Origin of the sequence: Acidipropionibacterium jensenii DSM 20535 (genome assembly GCF_000425285.1) — a bacterium.
Classification (GTDB): Bacteria; Actinomycetota; Actinomycetes; order Propionibacteriales; family Propionibacteriaceae; genus Acidipropionibacterium; species Acidipropionibacterium jensenii.
Genome location: NZ_AUDD01000019.1, coordinates 19,276 through 38,798, shown reverse-complemented (window position 1 = coordinate 38,798; position 19,523 = coordinate 19,276). Strand labels below are relative to the sequence as shown.

Annotated in this window: 15 protein-coding genes; 7 read left to right on the top strand and 8 right to left on the bottom strand. The window is 66.2% G+C overall.

Annotated elements, in window-relative coordinates; all coding sequences use genetic code 11:
• Positions 1-11: 11 nt before the first annotated feature.
• On the top strand, positions 12-743 hold the full coding sequence (locus H590_RS19180; protein ID WP_084149456.1) for a type 1 glutamine amidotransferase: 732 nt from the start codon (positions 12-14) through the stop codon (positions 741-743).
• A gap of 5 nt (positions 744-748) precedes the next feature.
• Positions 749-1,240, top strand: a complete 492-nt coding sequence (locus tag H590_RS0110735) for a DUF3817 domain-containing protein (RefSeq protein ID WP_232020889.1) — start codon at positions 749-751, stop codon at positions 1,238-1,240.
• An 876-nt stretch (positions 1,241-2,116) separates the two neighbouring features.
• Here H590_RS0110735 and H590_RS16190 read toward each other — a convergent pair.
• The 8 genes from H590_RS16190 to rpmH form a co-directional block, all read right to left on the bottom strand.
• A complete protein-coding gene (locus H590_RS16190) occupies positions 2,117-3,265 on the bottom strand; it encodes a ParB/RepB/Spo0J family partition protein (protein WP_028703560.1) in 1,149 nt (382 codons plus the stop codon).
• A 3-nt stretch (positions 3,266-3,268) separates the two neighbouring features.
• Complete coding sequence (locus H590_RS16185) at positions 3,269-4,270, bottom strand: ParA family protein (RefSeq protein ID WP_051238515.1); 1,002 nt, start codon at positions 4,268-4,270, stop codon at positions 3,269-3,271.
• A gap of 1,443 nt (positions 4,271-5,713) precedes the next feature.
• Positions 5,714-6,349, bottom strand: coding sequence for a 16S rRNA (guanine(527)-N(7))-methyltransferase RsmG (gene rsmG / locus H590_RS0110720; protein ID WP_028703559.1), 636 nt, complete (start codon positions 6,347-6,349; stop codon positions 5,714-5,716).
• 1,178 nt (positions 6,350-7,527) lie between these two features.
• The gene (locus H590_RS0110715; protein ID WP_084149459.1) at positions 7,528-8,115 is read right to left on the bottom strand and encodes a Jag family protein; all 588 of its coding nucleotides are present in this window, start codon (positions 8,113-8,115) and stop codon (positions 7,528-7,530) included.
• 309 nt (positions 8,116-8,424) lie between these two features.
• Positions 8,425-9,510: a membrane protein insertase YidC gene (yidC, locus tag H590_RS0110710; protein WP_028703557.1), complete on the bottom strand. Its 1,086-nt coding sequence runs from the start codon at positions 9,508-9,510 to the stop codon at positions 8,425-8,427.
• Between the two features lie 21 nt (positions 9,511-9,531).
• Complete coding sequence (gene yidD, locus H590_RS19440; protein ID WP_414973621.1) at positions 9,532-10,125, bottom strand: membrane protein insertion efficiency factor YidD; 594 nt, start codon at positions 10,123-10,125, stop codon at positions 9,532-9,534.
• Positions 10,122-10,625, bottom strand: a complete 504-nt coding sequence (rnpA, locus tag H590_RS17980; protein WP_084149453.1) for a ribonuclease P protein component — start codon at positions 10,623-10,625, stop codon at positions 10,122-10,124. The genes yidD and rnpA overlap by 4 nt, the downstream gene beginning before the upstream one ends.
• Positions 10,626-10,633: 8 nt before the next feature.
• On the bottom strand, positions 10,634-10,768 hold the full coding sequence (gene rpmH, locus H590_RS17975) for a 50S ribosomal protein L34 (RefSeq protein ID WP_084149452.1): 135 nt from the start codon (positions 10,766-10,768) through the stop codon (positions 10,634-10,636).
• 606 nt (positions 10,769-11,374) lie between these two features.
• Here rpmH and dnaA point away from each other — a divergent pair.
• The 5 genes from dnaA to H590_RS0110675 all read left to right on the top strand — a co-directional run bounded on the left by dnaA (position 11,375) and on the right by H590_RS0110675 (position 19,394).
• Positions 11,375-12,820 (top strand): chromosomal replication initiator protein DnaA, encoded by a 1,446-nt coding sequence (dnaA, locus tag H590_RS0110695; protein ID WP_028703556.1) that lies wholly within the window; start codon positions 11,375-11,377, stop codon positions 12,818-12,820.
• A gap of 556 nt (positions 12,821-13,376) precedes the next feature.
• The gene (locus tag H590_RS0110690; RefSeq protein WP_028703555.1) at positions 13,377-14,216 is read left to right on the top strand and encodes an ABC transporter ATP-binding protein; all 840 of its coding nucleotides are present in this window, start codon (positions 13,377-13,379) and stop codon (positions 14,214-14,216) included.
• Between the two features lie 28 nt (positions 14,217-14,244).
• The gene (locus tag H590_RS0110685; RefSeq protein ID WP_028703554.1) at positions 14,245-16,842 is read left to right on the top strand and encodes an ABC transporter permease; all 2,598 of its coding nucleotides are present in this window, start codon (positions 14,245-14,247) and stop codon (positions 16,840-16,842) included.
• A gap of 287 nt (positions 16,843-17,129) precedes the next feature.
• Complete coding sequence (dnaN, locus tag H590_RS0110680) at positions 17,130-18,290, top strand: DNA polymerase III subunit beta (protein WP_028703553.1); 1,161 nt, start codon at positions 17,130-17,132, stop codon at positions 18,288-18,290.
• 408 nt (positions 18,291-18,698) lie between these two features.
• Positions 18,699-19,394 (top strand): DUF6226 family protein, encoded by a 696-nt coding sequence (locus H590_RS0110675; protein WP_028703552.1) that lies wholly within the window; start codon positions 18,699-18,701, stop codon positions 19,392-19,394.
• Positions 19,395-19,523: the final 129 nt, after the last annotated feature.

Below are 19,523 nucleotides of genomic sequence, written 5' to 3'. Positions count from 1 at the left end.
GGATCCTCGTCATGACTCTGATCCGCGTCATCGTGCACCAACCTGAGTGCCCGCTGGGTCACCTCCAGCGGGTGTGGACCGATCTCGGCTGCACCCTGGATGTCATCGAGGCGTGGCACCAGCCAGTACCCGAGTCGATCGACGACGCCGACGCTCTGGTCGTGATGGGTGGCACGCAGAACTGCCTGGACGACGATGTCTGGGGCTGGTTGCCAGCTGTCAGACAACTGATCCGCTCGAGTGTTTCACGTGAAACACCGTTCCTCGGAGTGTGCCTCGGACTTCAGCTCGCCACCGTCGCACTCGGTGGGGAGGTGGGCCGCAGCGATCACGTCACGCTGGGAATGACTCCAGTCGGACTGCTCGACGAGGGCCGGGAGGACCCTCTTGTCGGCGGCCTCGCGGGATCGGAGGCCATTCACTTCAATGACGACATCGCCGTCAGCCTGCCCACGGGTGCGACTCGGCTGGCCAGCGACCCCACCGGCCAGCCCCAGGCGGTGCGGTTCGCTCCGCGCGCCTGGGGAGTCCAGTTCCACCCCGAGGCCGATCAGTCCATCTTCGACGGGTGGCTGCGGCTCTCTGAGACGTCGGGATGGCAGGTCCGTGCGTCACGGGAGACGGCGCTGACTGCTTCCCAGCAGATCGGGGCGGCCGACTCGGCCCTTGCAGATGTCGCTGCCGACCTCGGCAGGCGGTTCCTCGCAGTGGTCGAGGCCCCTACCGGCGTCCGAGTAGCCTGAGGGACGTGCCCGAGCAGCATCCTGTCGACGACGTCACCAATGACGCGTTCTATGAGACCCCCGACCAGCCACGAGCCTCCGACGATGGATCCGAACCCACACAGTCCGGCCCCGACGATCAGGAGCCCTGGATCCTGCCAGACGACATTCCCGCGGTCCGTAGCGCCCTGCTGCGCTACCGGGTGATGGCTTACGTCGTGGGGACTCTCCTCATCGTGCTCGTCTGCGTCGCCATGCCCCTGAAGTACTTCGCCGACATCCCCCAGATGACCAGTGTGGTCGGCGTCGCCCATGGGTGGTTGTACGCACTGCTGCTCATCACCGCGTACATGCTGGGAAGGAGAGCGGGCTGGCCGCTGTGGAGACTGGCCATCATCGCCCTGGCCGGGACCGTGCCATTCCTGTCCTTCGTCGCAGAGCACTACGCGCGCACCGATGTGAACCGCCGCATCGCGGAGTCGACCGCCTACTACTCCGACTCTCCGGAACAGGCCTGAGGACCAACCGCCCCCGGTCGGCACACGTGGTTGACGAGGGGGCCTGGCGGCCCGCTACCAAGAGCCGCCAGTTCTACCCCTCGCCGAGGCGAGTGGGTGTCACCTGCCGCCAAGACGAGGCCCGTGACACTCTCCTCCTGACCGACCAGTCCCACCTGTCGCCAAGACAACGCAGCGCCAAACTGTCTGCCTGACGAGCCACTTACAGCCAGCTCCCTCAGACTGTAGGAGAGGCATGTGCGCCGGTCGGGGTACTGTGCTGCTGTCAGCAAGAGCTGACGCACGCGGACTCCTGTGGCCTGGCCCACTGGGAACCAAAGCTAAGTAGTCAGGTGGCCACAGCGGCGCCGATCATGATCCACATCTCCATGCCAGCATGATCATCTTCTATTGTTCTCAGCTAGAAGCATGATCTGATTGTTCTGCGGCTCTCTCGCAGCGGCACTGAGAGGCTCTTTTCCGGCACTCGACCAACTCTGAACACGCAGACGTGCCGTCGGGGCCCACCCACAAGGCTCACTGCCGCCCAAAGCGAATGGACACCAGGGCAGCACCGTGGCGACCACAGCGTGGATGAGTCGCTGGCCCCTTACCCGCGCACGGCGACCGGACAAGTCGCACCTTCGTCAGGCTCGGCATGGGCCTTGCCGGGAGAGCTTGTGATCATGGACACAGTGCCCATCCTGAACCCGCCGTGCCGTTTGCCGCTCTCACACTGCGCCACTCGTCACCCTTCAGCGCACAACCGGGCCCCGTGGCACTCACCGGGTCCTGTGACGCCCGCCTGCCAAGGCGGGTGCAGGCTTGCCAACCGCGTCCCCCGTTGAGCGGGACCACTACCGACACGTCTATATGTCGACAAATCGATATATAGATCTAGTGATCTGCCGCTGACTCCTGGGTTCGCTCCAAGATCCCCATGAGGCGATCAAGGTCGTTGTCGTCCTCGAAGCCCAGGGTAATGGTCCCCCGACCCTTCCTGCGCTTGACCTTCACCTCGGTGTCGTAGACATCGGCAAGCCTAGTGGCCAGCTGAAGGGCGACCTCGTCGCTTCGGGGCTTGCGGCGGATATGCGGCTTCACCGTGGTCTTCGAGTCGTTGACGGACTTCACCAAGGTTTCAGTGGCTCTTACGCTGAGCCCTTCATCGACGATCTCCTCAGCGATGCTGACCTGATCCTCCGCATCCTTGGCACCGAGGAGTGCGCGAGCGTGGCCGGCTGTGAGGTATCCATCGATGAGGTGCCGTTGGACGGGTCTCGGCAGCCTCATGAGCCGCAGAGTGTTGGCGATCTGCGATCGGGACCTCTTGATCCTTCTGGACAGCTCGTCCTGGGTGCACTCGAAGTCATCCAGCAGCTGCCGATAGGCAGCAGCCTCCTCGAGGGGATTGAGCTGAGCACGGTGAAGGTTCTCCAGCAGGGCGTCACGCAGTAGATCCTTGGACTCAGTGGTCCTGACGATTGCGGGAATCCTCTCGAGTCCCGCCAGCCGGGTAGCCCGCCAGCGGCGCTCGCCCATGACCAACTCATAGCTGTCGCCCTCTGGACGCACCACGATGGGCTGCAGCAAACCGACCTCGGCGATCGACTCAGACAGCTCGAGGAGTGCCTCCTCGTCGAAGGTACGACGGGGCTGCCGTGGATTGGGATGGATCTTGTTCACAGCGACCGACTGAAGACGAGAACCATCCACCAGTTCCGTGCCCTCGGTCTCGGACCCGCCGTCACGATGAGGTTCCTCAAGTGCGGCATCCGCCTGGTCGTGTGCTAGTTCTGAGGCCCGCGAGCCATTCTGCTGGTCAGCGTGACTGTCGGTCGAGGAGCCGGTCGTCTCGGTCTCCTCTGGAGTCCGGCCCGCGGCATCCTCATGTCCGGATGGCCGCGTCAGTGTCGCTGCGTCAGTGTCGGCCTTGGTCACGGTGCTGTCAGGGATGGGTTCAACGGGCTTGGTGTCGACCGGTGCCGATGGCTGGAAGAACTCGCCGAACCCTCGTCCCAGCCCACCCTGGTGCTTGCTCGCCATGGTTTATGCCCTCTTCTTCCGCTGTCCCTTGGATGTTGACTTCCCTGCCGTCCCGGTCTGACCAGCACTGACCGTGGTCTTGCTGTGTCGCTTGGCAAACTCGGCGGCGGCCGCCCGGTAGGCCACTGCTCCCGTTGATCGTGGCTCATAGGTCAGGACGGACCGCTGGTAGCTGGGTGCCTCGGCAACACGAACGGATCGTGGCACCAGCGTCGTCATCACCTCACCTGGGAAGTGCTGGCGCACTTCTTCGACCACATCGGCCGAGAGACGGGTGCGCTTGTCGAACATCGTCATGAGAATGCTGGTCAGTGTCAGCTGCGGATTAAACGCCTTCTGAACAGCCGTGATGGTGCGCTGCAGCTGAGTGACCCCCTCAAGCGCGTAGTACTCACACTGGATGGGGAGCAGGACCTCGTCAGCTGCGACGAGGGCGTTGATGGTGAGCAGTCCGAGAGAGGGCGGGCAGTCGAGGATCACGTAGTCGATGTCATGGTCCTTCAGGTGCTCATCGATGGCGTCCTTCAGCCGCCTCTCCCGATTCTGAGCCATGGCGAGCTGGAGCTCCGCACCCGACAGGTCGATCGTGGCGGGAACCACTTCCAGCCCCGGAGTCTCGGGACTCATCTGCGCCAGTGGGGAGATCTTCTCCTGGTCGACCAGCACCTCGTAGGTGCCGGGTGTTCCGATCTCATGCGGAATCCCCAGGGCCGTTGAGGCATTCCCCTGCGGGTCGACATCAATAAGCAGGACCCTCAGTCCACCCATCGCCAGGCCGACTGCGAGATTGACCGCCGTCGTGGTCTTCCCGACTCCACCCTTCTGGTTCGCCACTCCCACCACACGCCGAGTCGTCGGCCGGGGGAGAGTCAATGGAAGAGTGCGCAGCTCGGCCTCATCTGCTTTGTCGGCCTCGTGGCTCTGCTGCTCCGGTACGTCTGACACCTCGAAGGCCGCGCGTTTGGGAGCGTCCTTGTAGACCGGGACCTCGTCCTTCATGGATATCCTCCGTGGCTATGCGTGGAGTGGATGTACATGCCCATCGCAGTCACATGCAGCATCGATGTTTCACGTGAAACATCGCGTGTTCCACACTCTGCCGACTGACCGCGGGCCGCAACGACACTCTAGCCGTGGGTCACCCCAGGTTCATCACGACACAGTCCAGCTGTGGATAACTTCCCCTGACTCAGAACAGTTATCCACAGGAGGCTGCATCGTCGAGGCAGCGCCACGGATCGCAGACCTGGTTTGAAGGGATCATTGCTGCCTCTCGCCTTCCGGGCCGCACCGGGTGCACCAGCCAGGGCTCGCAACGCCTGGCACCTGGCACCTGGCACCGACATGGTCCTCATTGCGCTCTCCCACTGAGAGTCTTCACCTGACGCTCTCTTCCCCAGGTGATCGACGGCGGGACTACCGCCGGCCCCGATGTCGACTTATCCACATATCCACAGGCTGTCCACCGCTTGAGCCCCGCACACGTCGAGGGTTAGTCGGCGTAGCTCCGCGACTCGTCGTAAGACGGTGTGCCAACCTCCCGGTTCAACCAGCTAACCTCGGCCCACTTTGCCCGCCGCTGTGTCAGCCCAACCACTCTCACGACGCTGCTCGGCTGTGGCTTTCGTCCCGCCCTGGACTCCGGACCCAGACTTCAGAGTCGGCCTCCCGACGCCGTGCCACGACACCCTGACCTGCCCGCCCCAAGGCTCACCCCGAGTTCATCATCGGCAACACCCGAGTTCAGCCCACTCGCCTTGGGACCGCAGTGTTTTCCCCGCAGTGTGTTCGCGATGAAGTGGTGTTCACGATGGATGGCGTGTTGGTGGACCCCGGGACGTCGAGCCAGTCACTCGCCGTGCGGGCGCCCATTCCATCTGTTGGCGACACTATCCAAGATCACCCGGCACACCCTGATCAGGTGCTCCTCACAACCGTTCGGTGACTCAGCGGACGCTGGCCCCCCCTCTCAGTGCGCCGACCGACGGCCGCTGTCACCGACGAGTCCCCCTCAATGTTTCACGTGAAACATCCACATACATTCGGAGATGTCTGGGGACCCATCTGATTCTCACTCCGCAGGTCGCTGCATCGGTTGAAGGCCTTCCGGCTGAGCCCCTCCCAACCCGACCCGAGCGCCGGGATGTACGGCGAACTCAACCCAGCCGCTTCTCGTTCAACCGCTTCTCGCGCCACTCAGTGGGGAGCTCGCGGAGTTCCGCGCTGCCCAACCGGAACACGTGTCCGCCGCACTCACAACGGCACGGACACAGCCCTGACCGTCGCCGCAGTCCCACGCGGGCCTCCTTGATCACCAGGACGCACCGCTGGCAGGCCACTCTCAGTGCGCCGCTACTGGACTCCGGGACGACATCGACGATGTCGCGACCTCCAGTCACAACGGCCCACTAGCTGTACTAGCCCGGGCGTTGTGACAACAACCCGGGGTCAGTTGCTCCTGCCAACTCGCACGACGTGTGTCACCTGTGCCTGTGGATGAGAACGCACAACCAGGACTTCAGCCTCCAGGCCCCCGGCCTTCAGCGCCTTGGCCGACCCCTTCACCTCGTCGGCAGCCGACACTCCCTTCAATGCCAGCAGGTACCCATCGGGAAGGAAGAGGCTCTTCGTCCAGCCAATGAGGGTCGGCAGCTTCGCGACTGCCCTGGCGGTGACGATGTCGAAAAGCTCATCGCAGTCCTCAGCCCGGGCGCGAAGAACATCGACGCGATCCCCAAGACCCAGCTCCTCAACCACCTGGCTGAGGAAGTTGAACCGCCTGAGCAGGGGCTCCATGAGAGTCACCCGCAGGTCGGGGCGCTGGATGGCCAGAGGGACTCCAGGAAGTCCAGCGCCACTGCCCACATCAGCAACACGCGATCCCTCCGGGATGAGAGAGGTCAGAGCGGCACTGTTGAGAATGTGCCGCTCCCACACCCTCGGAGCCTCCTTGGGTCCCAGAAGGCCCCACTCCACACCGCGCGATGTCAATATGTCGACATATTGCTTTATCTGCGCGAGTCCGGTGTCGAACACCTCAGCCGCAGTCTGAAGTTCGGAATCCTCTGTTGCCATGCCTTCCATCTTTCCCGACATCTTCGCTCTTCGCACGTGCGAGGACTCCCATCTCATCGCTTCGTGCCAAGCGCCGCGGCAACACTCGCAACCCCACACCCCTCGAACGACCGAGGAGCCGGACCATGCTCCCGCCAGAGCGACGGGTCACGTGCGGATCCAGCGCCGGTTCGCCTGCCCAACCATGATCACCAGACCGACAGGGGTCACTGGTGCGCCCCGTCAGCTTCCGGCAACGCTCCTACCCGGACCATGATCAACACCCCACACACCACTTGCTGCAATGCCGTACCGAACGGGGTCACCAGAGCTGTTGGAGTGCTGCCCGGGGCACGCCTCCAGTCCATTTAGGCTCAGTTTCAATCACTTCTCCCTGCACACTTTTAAGGACTCATGCGTCTAGACCCCCAGACCGAGCCCCCACCGAGGGGCACGACCGGCAGCTATCCAACTCAACCCGCACTCTCCCTGGCCCAGCTGTCACCGGCTCCGTGCGTGAGTCGAAGTCTTCAGTCTTGAGTCCACCAGACTCACTTCTTGGGACACTGCTCGTGACCAGCACACCATCCCCAGGATTGAGCAGGACAGGCTCACGATGCAGACAGCGCTCGCAGCGACACCGATGCGAGCTGGGCCCCAGCGCATGAGGCCGCCGGGTTCACCATCGCTTCGCCGACATGTCTATTTATCGACAAATGCCCTTTCCGCTCATCGACGGACTGTGCGCATGCTTTCATCCGATGCCCATATGTGCGGGGTGATGCAGTTGGCCCGAGTGATGCGGAAGCCATGCCTCCCGGGCCCCACTCTGCGAAAGCACCGACGGAACACATCGGAGCACACCGCAGCGGAAGACGCCACGGTGGAAGGCACCATCAACGGCACGCTCCTTGGGAACGCACCACGGGTACAGCTCCCGTACAGCTCCCCACAGAACGCTCAGCACGGTAAATGCACCACGGGGGACGTCGAGGTCCGCATCAACGGACTCCCGACGTCCCCCGTGAAGGGCACACCCTCGACTGAATACCTCCGTCCCACTACCCTCGGCCTACAGGCAGCCACTCCCACACGCCCTCAACCGAGAACGCACAGCAGGTTCAGATGGGGAGCGCGCAACAGGCTCTGCCTGAACCAGCCTCAATGGAAACCAGCCTCAGGAGAAACCAGGCTCTGCCGAACTAGGGTCAGGCCGAGATCACCACATGCCGGCGGGGCTCCACACCCTCCGACTCGCTGGAGAGTCCGGCTGCCGCCACGGCGTCGTGAATGATCTTGCGCTCGAACGGATTCATCGGGGCCAGGTGCTCCGGCTCACCGCTCTCCTTGACCGAGGCGATCGCCTCGGTGGCCAGGATGAGCAGCTCCTTACGGCGCACCTCGCGGTACCCGGCAATGTCGAGCATCAGCCGCGAGCGGTGACCGGCCTCGGTCATCACGGCGAGTCGGGACAGCTCCTGGAGGGCCTCCAGCACCTTCCCGTCCTTGCCGACCAGGGTCTGGGAATCGGTCACGATGGAGACGTGGGCACGCCCGGCCTCCACATAAGTGTCGATGTCACCGTCCAGATCGGCGATGTCGAGGAGCTCCTCGAGGTAGTCGGCGGCGATATCGCCCTCCTCATCGAGAGGATCGACGTCGCCCTCCTCGCCCTCCTCGGACTCCTCGGCATCTTTGGGGGCGGCCTGCGCACCCTCGGTGTCGTCGGTCCCGGAATCCTCAGCCTCGCCGGCGACATCCCCGGCAGGCTCGGCGGCCTCGGCAGTCTCAACCACGACCACCGGGGCATCCTCCTCGACGACCTCGACCACGTCCACCTCCTCCGGAGCCGGCGCCTGTGCATCGGCATCTGCCTCATCGGCAGGCTCGACGACCACCTCGGAGACGACCTCCACGGGCTCCTCGCCCACCTGGGTCGACTCGATCGTCACCTCTGCCACCGCGTCATCAACCTGGACGTCGGCCTGCGGCTGTGCACTCTCTTCACTCATGAAATTGGTTCCTTCATCCAGCGGACGGTAGGGCCCGCAACCTGGTGACAATGGTGACGATCCCATGACCGTCAGCGACTGGGGGACCCGACCTCAATGCTTGCGGTCGGCACGAGTCTTGCGGGTGGGCTGCTGTCGCCGCACCACCTGCTTCGTGCCGTCGCTGGCCTTGCGGACGGTCTGGCGGGTCACGCCCCCCTGGCGGGCCACGACGGCCGATCCGGACTCATCGGAACCGGCCGCGACAGTGGTCGCCTTGACGGACTTGCGACGTCCCTTCTCGCGACGACGCCGCTCGATCTCGTCGGGATCCTTGCCCTTGGCGCGCATCCGCTCCTGCCAGTCGACGAAGGCGGGAGTGTTCGGTGTCGGATTGCTCCGAATGAGGATCTCCTGCTGTCCCAGCGTCCACAGGTTGGTGGTCGACCAGTAGAGCATGACGCCGATCGGGAAGCTCACGCCGGTGAACAGATACATCAGCGGGAACAGGTAGATCATCATCTTCTGCTGCTGGGCCATGTGCCCGGTGAGAGCCTCGGGCGGCATGTTCTTCCGCATCAGCTGGAGCTGCGTGTAGAACAGCGTCACCACCATGATGATGATGAGGACAATGGCCACGATCTGAGTGCCGCCGAAACCATCATTCAACGGCAGGAACCGGCCCGACAGATTCGCGCCGAAGATCTTGGAGTGACGCAGCGAGTTCAGCAGATCGGGATTCTCCACCAAGAACTTGCCGCGCGCGATCCCCCTCGACGCACCGTCGAGGACCCGGAACAGGGCCAGGAAGATCGGCATCTGGAGCAGCAGGGGCAGGCAGGAGGCGGTCGGGTTGACCCCCTCCTCCTTGTAGAGGTTGGCCATCTCCTGACCGGAGCGCTCACGGTCGTCGCCGTACTTCTCCTGGATGGCCTTCATCTTCGGCTGGATGAGCTGCATCTGCCGAGACGTGTTGATCTGCTTGACGAACAGTGGAATGAGGATGATTCGGATGGAGATGGTCAGAAAGACAATCGCCAGGGTCCAGGACCATCCGGAGTCTGCGCCGAGCAGCGGCGACCACATCTTGTGGAAAAGTACCAGCAGTCCGGAGACCGCCCAGTACAGCGGGATCATGATGGCGTGGCCAAGCGATTGGAGTCCACTCCACAGGCCAAGAATGACCAGCGGGCTCATCATCAGTTCTTCACCTCAGAGGTATCAGCGGGTGTACCCCGCGAGAGACGGAAGACCGCCGTCCCGCAGGTACTTCCCGGGCCGGCCGGCCCGGGAATGGTTCATGGTCGCGGTGTTGTCCGCGGAATCGTCCGGATCGTGCGACCCGGGGACTGTGTGGGGCCCGGAGGGCTCCGGGCGGTGCCGACCGTCAGCGGTCGTCATCTCGTCCAATTGTGCATCCTCATCGACGCGCAGGGACGCGGACACCGCGCAGGAGTCGGTGCTGGCACCACCCTCTGGTCCGCACACCCCCGAACGGCTGGAGGCGACGTCGCGAACCCGCTCCGCCTGGCGCTCGGCCCACTCGTCGGCCTCGGGTGTTCCGGGAATCGGGTCGTAGCCGCCGTTGGACCAGGGGTTGCAGCGCAGGATCCGCCACACGATGAGAGGGGTGGCGCGCAGCACCCCGTGCACCTGGAGTGCCCGAAGGCCGTAGGCCGAACAACTCGGCTTGTACTTGCACACATTGCCGTACATCGGGGAGATCACCAGGCGCCAGACCTTGACGAACCCGATCGCCAACCAGGTCACCGGACGAAACCGTCGAACGGCCAGTCGACCAGTCATCGGGATCATCCTCGTGTCCCGGCGGTACCGGGGCCGCCGGCGGGTGCGCCGGAGGGGCGCGCCGAGGTGGACCGGTCGGCCGAGCGACGTCGATCCCGCTCGACCTTGCGCATCGCCGACCGCCATGCGTCGGCCAGATCCCCGGGCACGGACTCCGGACTGGTCGAGGCCGCCGGAAGCGCCCTCACCACCACCAGGGTGTGATCGGGGGTTGCGCCGAGGAGGTCGCGACTGAGATGACGCAGACGCCGCTTGACCCGGTTGCGGGTCACCGCGTTCCCGACCGCCTTGGAGACGATGAAGCCCACACGCGGCCGGCTGTCCACAGCGTCAACGGAGTTGTCCACAGCATCTGTGGACAACTCCGGGTGTGTGACGCCGTCGCGCACGCCCGGACCACCGGTCCGGGAGGCGTGCACGACGAGCGTGGACCGACCGGCCCGGACGCCGCGGTGCGTCACGGCACGGAACTCACCGGGCCGATGCACCCGGCAGCGGGCAGGCAGCATGGAAGATCTCAGGCGGAGAGCTTCGCGCGACCCTTGCGGCGACGGGCGGCCAAAATGGAGCGACCCGAGCGGGTACGCATCCGGGAACGGAAACCGTGGTTGCGTGCACGGCGACGATTGCTGGGCTGGAAGGTGCGCTTCACGGGATATTCTCCCTTGTGTTTCGAGGATCACCCGGAAGTGACGGCGGAACCCGCAGCCCTGTGTCCGGGGCGCCCGGACGGGCGCGGAGGAAAGAGTCGCCAAGGACGGCGACTTGTCAACGATACGAGTCCAACCCCGTCCGGGGCAACTCGAACAGAACCCATATTGAATCACACCGGAGTAGTCCACTCGACACGCCGATCCCGGACAGCAATGATGGCAGGAGTGGTTCCGGGCGCCCGATCGCAGCCCGGGTCCTCGGAGACAGGCCGCGACCGTCCGCCGCTACCATGTCCTGTGGACAACGGTGTGAACAACTGGGAACGGGCCGCACGAGCTCGGGATGCCGGGGGCACAGCCGACAACCGGTCGCCGACCACGGCAACGCCGACGGGGGACCGGATGGACACTGCACGAGCGAGCGACAGAACCAGGTGGCGAGTATGACGGAGGCCAGTTCCGAGGGCGACACGTCCTACCCGGGCTCCGGACAGGATCCGCAGGCCGGGCACCAGCACATCGAGCACGACTCGACCGGGCCCTCACAGCCCGGTCCGAACACCGTCGGGACCTCCCCCCATCCCGATGCCATCCTGCCGCCACCGATGAGCGCCCATGAACCCGGTGATCCGACCGCCGACCTCGTCGTCGCCTGGTCCTCGATCATCCGCAAGGTCTCACCGGCCAACCGCGCCTGGCTGACCAACAGCCGCCCGGTGACGATGCACACCTCGACCGCCATGATCGCCGTCCACAACGAGTTCACCCGGGACCGCATCGAGACCAAGATGCGCAGCGAGCTCGAGGAACTGCTGTCCGACCACTTCCGGCGGCCCATCCACCTGGCCATCACCATCGACCCGGACATCGAGCTGGCCCTTGGCGCCCCCGACTCCTCGCCGCAGGAGGCCGAGGAGGAGCTGCCCCCGGCCGAGTTCGTCCCCAAGGTCAATCCCGGGGATCCCGACGCCCTGCCCTACCGGCCGCAGAGCGCCGATGAGCGACTGGCCGGCGAGGCCAACGGGCTGATGCGCCTCAACCCGAAGTACACCTTCGACACCTTCGTCATCGGCGCCTCGAACCGGTTCGCCCACGCCGCCGCGGTCGCGGTCGCGGAGTCACCGGGCAAGTCCTACAACCCGCTGCTGATCTACGGCGGCTCCGGACTGGGCAAGACCCACCTGCTGCACGCCATCGGCCACTACGTCGTCAACTACTACGACAAGGTCAAGGTGAGGTACGTCTCCACCGAGGAGCTCACCAACGACTTCATCAATGCCATCGGCACCAACACCGCCAACGACTTCCGACGCGCCTACCGCGACGTCGACGTCCTGCTGGTCGACGACATCCAGTTCCTGGAGAACAAGATCCAGACCCAGGAGGAGTTCTTCCACACCTTCAACACCCTGCACAACGCGCAGAAGCAGATCGTGATGACCTCCGACCGCCCCCCGAAGCTCCTGGAGGCCCTCGAGCCGCGGCTGCGAAGCCGGTTCGAGTGGGGTCTGCTCACCGACATCCAGCCACCCGACCTGGAGACCCGGATCGCGATCCTGCGACGCAAGGTGGCCTCCGAGCGGCTGTCGGTGAGTCCCGACGTGCTCGAGTTCATCGCCAGCCGGATCCAGACCAATATCCGCGAGCTGGAGGGCGCCCTCATCCGCGTCACCGCCTTCGCCAGCCTCAACCGGCAGCCCGTCAACATGTCCCTGGCCGAGGTGGTCCTGAGGGATCTCATCCCCGACGGCCAGGAGGCCCCGGTCACCGTGGACCGGATCATCACCGTGACCGCCGGCTACTTCGGGATCACCCGAGACGACCTGATGGGCACCTCGCGCACCCAGACCGTGGTCACCGCCCGACAGATCGCCATGTACCTGTGCCGGGAGCTCACCGACCTGTCGCTGCCGAAGATCGGGGCCGAGTTCGGCGGCAAGGATCACACCACCGTGATGCACGCCGATCGCAAGATCCGCTCCCTGATGGGTGAGAAGCGCCAGATCTTCAACCAGGTCTCCGAGCTCACCAACCGCATCAAGCAGAACTGATCTGTCCCCGAGGCACTCCGGGAACCAGACTCGTGCCGACCGTGCAGGACGCCCTGGTCCCTTCTCCCGTTCCCGTACCAGCGTCATCCCTTCGCGACACGCCGTCGTCGGCTGCCGCCCATCCTCTGCACAGTCGGGTCCAGTCGTCCCCAGAACCGGGGACGACCGCCGTTCTCGTCGTCGTGATCCCGGTCCAGACTCGGTGGGTGGGGGTTGTCCCCAGGGGCCTGTGGATAACCGGTGGACAACCGGGGGACGCCTGTTCACAGCCGAAAAGGTCCACAGCAAGGCCCTCGGGATCCACCTCGATCCCCATCCCACTGCACACCCTCAATCCCATTCTGACTAGGGGATACTCGAGTTTTCCACAGGTTCCACAGTGGTGATGACTACGGCGAAAGGACATACATCCAAAGGTCTTCAAAGTAAGTGCGGTGCACCGTGTGGACAACCCTTCACGGGTCCTGGGTCGATGCAGGCTGTGGACAAGAGCACACTGGGACACCGGACCGGCGCACCGCGGTCCGCGCACCCGACACCAGTTCCAGGAGGACAGATGACGGCACCCGCTGCACGCGCGGCCGCGCTCACCAAGACCTACGGTCGCGGCGACACCCTGGTGGTTGCCCTCGACAGTGTCGACGTGGGCTTCGAGCAGGGACACTTCACCGCCGTGATGGGACCCTCCGGTTCGGGCAAGTCGACCCTGATGCACTGCATGGCCGCACTGGACCGGCCCACCTCCGGACAGGCCTTCATCGGGGAGACCGACGTCGCCACCCTCTCGGACAACGGCCTCACCGAGCTCCGCCGCGATCGCATCGGATTCATCTTCCAGTCCTTCAACCTGGTGCCGACACTGACCGCCAAGGAGAACATCCTGCTCCCGCTGGCCATCGCCGGTCGCAGACCCGACCCCCACTGGTGGGACGAGGTCATCGAGACGGTCGGACTGGCCAACCGCCTCAGCCACAAGCCCTCCGAGCTGTCGGGGGGTCAGCAGCAGCGCGTCGCCTGCGCTCGCGCCCTGGTCTCCCAGCCCGAGATCATCTTCGCCGACGAACCCACCGGCAACCTGGACTCAACCTCCTCGGGCGAGGTCCTGGACTTCCTGCGATCCAGCGTCGAGACGATGGGCCAGACCATCGTGATGGTCAGCCACGACCCGGTCGCCGCCTCCTTCGCCGACCGGGCCCTGTTCCTGGCCGACGGCCGGATCGTCGACGACCTCGCCGACCCCACCCGGGAGCACGTCCTGGACACCATGGCCCGTCTCGACGAGCGGACACCGGCCGCACCGCGTCCCGCCCGTCGCCCGCGCCGGCCGGTGGCCGCCCGCCCCGTCGCGCCGACGTCCGGTTCGGGAGTCTCCGGCGTCGCCGAACTGACCAACTGATCAACCGGACGCAGGAAGGAGCAGAACCGTGTGGAAGACCACCTGGAAGTCGCTGTGGGCGCGGAAGGTGCGGCTGCTCATGTCCACCCTCGCGGTGGTTCTGGGAGTCGCCTTCGTGGCCGGCTCCTTCATCTTCACCGCGATGCTCCAGGGATCCTTCGATGCCATCGTCAAGGGCACCACGAGCGACGTCGAGGTGTCCCCGCGCACCGATGTCGCCGTCGTCTCCGCGGGCGCCGAGGCCCCGCTCATCAGCTCCGACCTGGTCGCCAAGATCGGCGAGGTCCCCGGCGTCGCGAAGGCGGTCGGGGTGGTGAGCACCCCCGGGGTCTACGCCATCGGGTCCGACGGCAAGGCCCTCACCGCCTTCGGACCGCCCCAGCTCGGGATGAGCTGGACCACCCTGCCGGTCTACGGCGGACAGCCCGGCGTCGTCCTGAAGTCCGGGCACGCCCCGAGGGCCGACGACCAGATCGTCGTCGATCCCGCCACCCTGGAGAAGTCCGGCTACCGGATCGGCGACACGATGCGCGTCATCACCCCCGAGAGGGGGACCGTGCGCGTCACCGTCGTCGGCACCGCCGGCTGGGAGTCGGGAGGCACCGCCGGAGCCTCCTACATCTTCTTCACCCCGGCGCGCGCCCAGGCCCTGCTCACCACCGGCCGCGACGCCTGGACCGGGGTGCGGGTCCAGACCGAGCCGGGCGCCGACCGGGACGCCGTCGCCGCCGCCATCAACGCCTTCCTGCCCTCCAATATTCGGGCCACCAACGGCGCCACACTGGCCGCCGAGGTCACCTCCCAGATCAACGAGGCGCTGAAGTACGTCAACACCTTCCTGCTGATCTTCGCCGGGATCTCCCTGGTGGTGGCCGCCTTCCTGATCCTCAACACCTTCTCGATCCTCATCGCCCAGCGGTCCAGCGAGCTGGCCCTGTACCGGGCGATCGGCGCCAGCCGCAAGCAGCTGCGCAACTCGGTCCTGGTGGAGGCCGCGGTGGTGGGACTGGTGGGCTCCGCGCTGGGAGTGGTCGCCGGGATCGGCGTCGCCTACGCCATCAAGACCTTCATGGCGATGGCCGGCTACGACCTGGGGGTCTCCCACCTGTCGGTGCCGGCCAGAGCGGTGGCCATCTCGGTCGTGGTGGGGATGACCGTCACCCTGGTCGCCGCCCTGCTGCCCGCCCAGCGCGCCACCCGGGTCCCCCCGGTGGAGGCGATGACCGGGTCGCGCACCGAGAACCCCCAGGGGCTGGGCGCCCGCACCGCCGTCGGACTGTCGATGGCCGGCGTCGGGACGATCGGAATCCTGATGGGCCTGTTCGGCCATCCCGGACACGACGCCGCCTGGGCCGGGATCGGGATGGGACTGGTCACCATCGGGGTGACGATCGCGACCCCGCTGCTCGGCCGGCCCGTCGTCTGGCTGGTCGGGCGCGCCTACCGCGCGGGCTTCGGCGAGGTGGGGCGGATCGCCGAACTCAACTCCATCCGTCAGCCGCGCCGCACCGCCGCGACCGCCTCGGCCCTGATGATCGGCCTCACCCTGGTCACCCTGATGACCGTCTTCGGTGCCTCGGCGAAGGCCTCGATCTCCGACCAGGTGCATCAGGGGCTGCGCGGGGACTACCTCATCGGCAGCCAGGGATTCGACGACTTCCCGACCCAGGTGGCCACCAGCGCGGCGAAGGTCCCCGGCGTCGAGTCCGTGCACACCATGACCACCGCGGGCTTCCAGCTGCTCGGCCCGGACGGGAAGCTGCAGCGCCTGCCCGGCGGCAGCGGCGACCGGCTGCTCTACTTCTCGGTGGCCGGGATGAAGCCTTCCGACCTGGACACGATGTTCCCGCAGAAGATCGTCCAGGGCAGGATGTTCCGCGCCCCCGGGGAGGTCATCATCTCCGAGGACGCCGCCTCCATGCGCAGCATGCGCGTCGGGTCGACCTTCGCCGGCTACAACGCCTCCAAGCAGAAGAAGGTCACCTTCACCGTGGTCGGCGTCTTCAGCTCGGGAGAGGGTCAGGCCGGCGCCGGCATCTGGACCGACAAGCAGACCCTCACCCGGGTCGGGCTGGGACGCCAGGACACCTTCGTCTCGGTGAACATCGCCCCGGGCGCCAACCGGGACGCCGTCCGTGCCGCACTGGAGCGGGCCACCGCCGACATGCCGCTGGTCTCGGTGATGGACATCAACGAGTACGCCGGCCAGCAGATGGCCCAGATCAATCAGATCCTGGTGTTCATCTACGCCCTGCTCGGACTGAGCGTGGTGATCGCCATCCTGGGCATCGTCAACACCCTGGGGCTGTCCATCATCGAGCGCACCCGGGAGATCGGACTGCTGCGCGCGATCGCCATGAAGCGCCGCGACGTGCGGCGGATGATCACCCTGGAGTCCGTGCTCATCGCCCTGTTCGGAGCGGTGGTGGGCCTGATCCTGGGAGTGATCTTCGGCGCCGTCCTGCAGCGTCTGCTGGTCGACGACGGGATCACCGTGCTGTCGATCCCCTGGCTCCAGCTGCTGGTCTTCCTGGTGGCGGCCGCGGCGGTCGGGGTGCTGGCGGCGGTGTGGCCGGCGAGGAGGGCGACCCGGATCAACGTGCTCACCGCCATCGCCACCGAGTAGTGGGGCAGAGTAGCGGGACAGTGCGACCCAGTGGCGGGACAGTGCGACCCAGTGGCGGGACCGAGTGGGACCGAGTGGCGGGACCGAGTGGGACCGAGTGGCGGGACCGAGTGGGACCGAGTGGCGGGACCGAGTGGGACCGAGTGGCGGGACCTCAACCTTCAACCGGGCCTTCCAGGTCGCGGCTGCTGTCGGCGCGTGAGGGGTGGTGGGCTGGATATGATCGATGCGCGCGCAGTCGTGTGCTGCGAGATGAACTTGTTCCACAACCAGAAGAGGCGATCCACGTGAAGATCCGGCTGGAACGCGACGTCATGGCCGATGCAGTCTCCTGGGTTGCCCGTACCCTGCCGAACCGGCCGGCCGTGCCGATCCTGGCCGGACTGATGGTGCGCGCCGAGGGCGACACCGTGACGATGTCGGGTTCCGACAACGAGACCACCGGTCATATCACCCTCACCGCCCAGGTCGACGAGCCGGGTCAGGCGCTGGTCTCCGGCAAGCTGCTCGCCGACATCGCCAAGTCCCTCCCCGACAAGCCGGTCGAGATCACCGCCGACGCCTCCCGGATGGAGCTGGTCTGCGGGTCCGCCCGGTTCACCCTCCAGGGGCTGCCTGTCGAGGAGTACCCGGCCCTGCCCGAGATGCCGGGAACCACCGGAACGGTGGCCGCCGACGTCTTCGCCAAGGCCGTCGCCCAGGTCGTGGTGGCCGCCGGACGCGACGAACTGCTGCCCGTCTTCACCGGGGTGCGCGTCGAGATCGACGGCGACACCCTGTCCCTGCTGGCGACCGACCGGTACCGGATGGCCCTCAAGGAGATCACCTGGCAGCCCGCCGCCACCGATCTGGAGGCCACCGCCCTGGTCCCGGCCAAGGTGCTCAACGAGACCGCCCGGTCGATGACAGCCGGCGACAGCGTGACGGTGAACCTGTCCTCGGGAGCCACCGGCGACGGGCTGGTCGGCTTCGAGGGTCATGGCACCGCGGGCAGCCGCCGGATGACCACCCGACTGCTGGACGGCGAGTTCCCGAAGGTCCGGCACCTGATGGACATCAAGGCCACCCGGTCGGTGCGGGTGCGCACCGACGAGCTGATGGCTGCGGTGCGTCGCGTCTCCCTGGTCGCCGAGCGCAACACCTCGCTGCGGATGGAGATCAACGAGGACGACATCGCCCTGTCGGCGGCCACCGGCGACCAGGCCCAGGCCTCCGAGGCCATCCAGGCCTTGGTCACCGACCATGTCGACGGGGATCCGTCGATCCTGGCCGCCGGGTTCAACCCGCACTATCTCACCGATGCGCTGGGGGCTCTGGACACCCCCTTCGTCGACTTCTCCTTCACCGCCCCGGGCAAGCCCTGTCTGGTGATGGGCCTGGACTCCCTGGAGGGGGAGCCGGAGGTCGACTACCGCCACGTGATCATGCTCATGAGGCTGCCCAACTGACCTGAGGGACTCAGTCCCCCCGTCGTGTGCGGACCCCCGGTCACAACCGGGGGTCCGTCGCCATGTCCGGGGTCGTCTGGAGTGCCCAGGTCTGAAATGCCGGGGTTCGACATGTCCCGGCCCGGCAGTGTCCCGGCCCGGAAATGTCCACGATGCTCGCGAAGTTCGACGATGCTCGCGCTATAGCGCGAGCATCGTCGAACTTCGCGAGCATCGTGGGGTGGGGGTGGACGCGTGGGGTGGGGGTGGACGCGTGGGGTGGGGGTGGACGCGTGAGGTGGGTTAGAAGGCGGGCTGGGTAGTGGGTGGTTCAGGTGGTGGGGCGCCGGGTCTTTTACCACTGGGGGACCGGAGCTGTTGAGACGGGGTGACGACAGTGGCCCCCGGACCCCATGCCAGACTTCGGACATGAGCATCATCGACGAGGCCATGGCCTCCGTCGATGCCGAATTCAGCCGGCTCGACGCTCCTTCCTGGCCCGATCCGCACGAGGGTCGCCGAGTCATGGAGGAGGAGTACGGACGGGTCACAGATCCCGGCCGTTTCCGAGCTCTGAGGCTGCGCCTGGAGGCGTGGCGGAGGTGTCTCGCTGAGGCCTGGGGAGTCGACGTCGCGGAGCCCGGGGACACACCATCGGCGGGAGATCTCCCGCCGGAGGAGAAGTTGTCCACAGCCACCACCAGCCTGTGGACAAGTGCGCGGGAGGGCACTCTCCCGCTGCGCACCACCGTCCTGGAGGACGGCGGCATCACCTGCGTCGCACTGGGCATCGCCGACGACCCGGTCGACTTCGGACTCCTTCCCGGGTGCGCCTGCGACGCCTGCGACACGGGCTCGGACGCCCTGCTGGCAGAGCTCGACGCGCTGCTCGTCGCCACGGTCACCGGAAGCCTGGTGGTCGTCATCGGACCGGTGAGTCGCGACGACTCGGACCGCCCGGTGCCGCGCTTCCTCATCGTGGCCACCGAGGAGGACTGGAGCCTCCAGGGGGACGGTCCCGCCGAGCCTGCCGAGATCGTCGACGCGGTGCGCTCCGGGGACGACCCTCATCTGCCGGTCGGATCGATCGTCCACTGCGGCAGGTCCTGGCTGTCCCGGGCCTGACCAGTCAGACCACCCGGTCCCGACCTCTCACGGACCCGGGCCTGCCGGTCCGGCACCCGGTGATCATGGGCCACGACCACCCGGGCCGTCGGTCTCCCGTGGCTCACCGGGATCGTCGTCTTCTAGGAT